This window comes from Orbus hercynius, assembly GCF_003634275.1.
Lineage (GTDB): Bacteria > Pseudomonadota > Gammaproteobacteria > Enterobacterales > Orbaceae > Orbus > Orbus hercynius.
This window is the reverse complement of the sequence record NZ_RBWY01000009.1, coordinates 1-2,162: the sequence shown is the minus strand read 5'-3', so window position 1 is coordinate 2,162 and position 2,162 is coordinate 1. Positions and strand designations below refer to the sequence as shown.

At 36.1% G+C, this 2,162-nt stretch carries 2 protein-coding genes and 1 pseudogene; all 3 read right to left on the bottom strand.

All coding sequences use genetic code 11. The features are described from left to right. Positions 1-455: pseudogene (locus DES39_RS10835) on the bottom strand (hypothetical protein); the annotation flags it as partial. A gap of 108 nt (positions 456-563) precedes the next feature. Beyond that, positions 564-1,223: a hypothetical protein gene (locus tag DES39_RS10830; protein ID WP_121146018.1), complete on the bottom strand. Its 660-nt coding sequence runs from the start codon at positions 1,221-1,223 to the stop codon at positions 564-566. A 128-nt stretch (positions 1,224-1,351) separates the two neighbouring features. Next, positions 1,352-2,002 (bottom strand): hypothetical protein, encoded by a 651-nt coding sequence (locus tag DES39_RS10825; protein ID WP_121146017.1) that lies wholly within the window; start codon positions 2,000-2,002, stop codon positions 1,352-1,354. Between the last annotated feature and the right edge of the window lie 160 nt (positions 2,003-2,162).

The window sequence follows — 2,162 nt, the reverse complement described above, 5'->3', positions numbered from 1 at the left end:
CCCCACGTTTTATCCATATCAGCCCAACGCATACCGCCAACCGAATCAACGACGACCCGACCAAAACAAAAAAACTGGTCATTTTTAGGATACATTCCCCCATATTGTTTCCCTTCATCCGTAAAATCATATTGATAAAAACCCGTAGGCTGACCGTTATCATCTAAAGCAGCAGTTTCACTGAGCAGTCCTAAACGGGCAAACATCGCTAATCGTTTATTCAATATATTATTTCCATCAATAAAACGATTATAACCATACTCATCTAACTTGCCGGTTACTTCCTTGGTAGTATAAGGATAATCAATACGTCCCACAGTAAAACAGACTCCCCTAGTACCTGTCGGATTCGCATTATCAAATCCCGTCTGTAAGGTTTTTTTGAGCTCAGCATTTTCACAGCCAACGAGTAAAAAGAGCGTCAATACCATCACTATTGTGTAACACTTAAACATCGTCTATTCCCTAATATGAAAACGATTCAAGAGTTGCTATTTTCAATATTAAACATAAAACGATATTGTTTTATCCCTAAAATAATAATCATTAAGTTAACTATCGAGTCAAGGAACACCAAAAATCATTATACTTGTTGTAATATAAGGTTTTAAACCCTCTTTAGTTTTTTTGAACATCCATGCGGCATGTCTAGCACTCCAGTTAATTGGTTCATTATCTTTAGATATTCTTCTTATAATATTTAGCTCTGGTGATTCTGCCCATTTGGGAATATAGCCTTCAACATGATAATTATAACCAACTGTCGCCATGGTTTTATTTGGCTCCCAGAGTTTATTCCCAATGGAATCGACTACCACTCGGCCAAAACAAAAAACTTGCCACTCTTGTAGATAATAGGCTTTATATTTTAAGCCTTCATCTGTAAAGTTATATCGATAAAACCCAGTAGGTTGACCGTTATCATCGACAGCAGCGGTTTCACTTAATAGCCCTAAACGGGCATACATCGCTAGTCGTTGATTTAAATTCTCATTACGTTTTTTTTCTCGATTAAGACCAAAACCAAAATCATCTAACTTACCTTCGACATATTTGCTCGTATAAGGATAATCAATTCTTCCTACACCAAAACAGACGCCTTGATTGCCGCTAGGATTACCATTATCAAATCCCGCCTGCAAGGTTTTTTTAATCTCGGCATTTTCACAGCCAAGCAATAAAAATAGTGTGAAGAGCATTATTATTTTTTGCCATTTTGACATGATGTATTCCTTAATATTATGACGCTTGATATTCATAACTGATTACTAGTGGTGTAGGATCTTGTGCTTTATCACGCCAGTAAGGAATAAAAAAGTTAATTTGACAAAAATTTAATGAGAAAATGTTGTCAAATTCCAAAAGCCGATACTCCTGGAGTAACGACCGGTTTTAATCCATCTTTGGTTTTTTTAAACATCCACGAATCTTGTTGATCACTCCAATCTATCTGTTCTCTATTTTTAGATAACTGAGTAATAATATTTAATTCAGGGGATATTGCCCATTCGGGAACATAACCTTCAACATGATAATTATAACCAACTGTCGCCATGGTTTTATTTGGCTCCCAGAGTTTATTCCCAATGGAATCGACCACCACTCGGCCAAAACAAAAAACTTGCCACTCTTGTAGATAATAGGCTTTATATTTTAAGCCTTCATCTGTAAAGTCATATTGATAAAACCCCGTAGGTTGACCGTTATCATCTAAAGCAGCAGTTTCACTGAGCAGTCCTAAACGGGCAAACATCGCCAGTCGTTGATTTAAATCATTATTGATATCAGCAAGTAAGTTGTATCCTCTTTCATTGACCTCTCCCACAACTTCTTTTGTAGTATAAGGGTAAGCAATTTTTCCAACACCAAAGCAAACTCCCCGGGTACCTGTAGGATTAGACTTATCAAATCCCATCTGTAAGGTTTTTTTAAAATCGGCATTTTCACAGCCAACCAATAAAAATAGTGAAAAGAGCATTATTATTTTTTGCCATTTTGACATGATGTATTCCTTAATATTATGATGCTTGATATTCATAACTGATTACTAGCGGTGTCGGATATTGAGCTTTATCACGCCAATAAAGAATAATAGTTCATGCTCGCAAACCATTTATGCTAAGTTCCTATAATATGTACTCCTGGAGGTACTATTGGTTTTA

Coding starts and splice junctions, on each gene's coding strand:
- DES39_RS10825 (WP_121146017.1), bottom strand. CDS start 2,002: ATGTCAAAATGGCAAAAAATAATAATGCTCTTTTCACTATTTTTATTG.
- DES39_RS10830 (WP_121146018.1), bottom strand. CDS start 1,223: ATGTCAAAATGGCAAAAAATAATAATGCTCTTCACACTATTTTTATTG.